Below are 250 nucleotides of genomic sequence, written 5' to 3' on the forward strand. Positions count from 1 at the left end.
GGTCGAGCGCCAGCGCGTCGAGGAAGCGCAGCAGCGTCGGCCCCTTGGCCACGCCCCGCGGCATCACGTCGAGGAAGGTGCCGGCCGACAGGATGACGTCGAAGCCGGCCGCCTCCACGGCCGCGACCGTCTCGGGCCGCAGGGCGTCGGGATCGTAGTAGTAGCTGACCCGGCAGCCGCCCACGACGGGCTGCGGCCGGAGGCCCGGCGCGCCGTCGAGCATCGCCTTGATCCGGGCTTCGGAGTCGCC

General features: G+C 74.8%; 1 protein-coding gene. It reads right to left on the reverse strand.

The window, feature by feature from the left end:
* On the reverse strand, positions 1 to 250 hold a 250-nt coding region (locus tag SB717_RS38165; RefSeq protein WP_410908394.1), incomplete at both ends, for an HAD family hydrolase.

This window comes from Priestia sp. SIMBA_032 (assembly GCF_046535215.1).
Classification (GTDB): Bacteria; Bacillota; Bacilli; order Bacillales; family Bacillaceae_H; genus Priestia; species Priestia aryabhattai.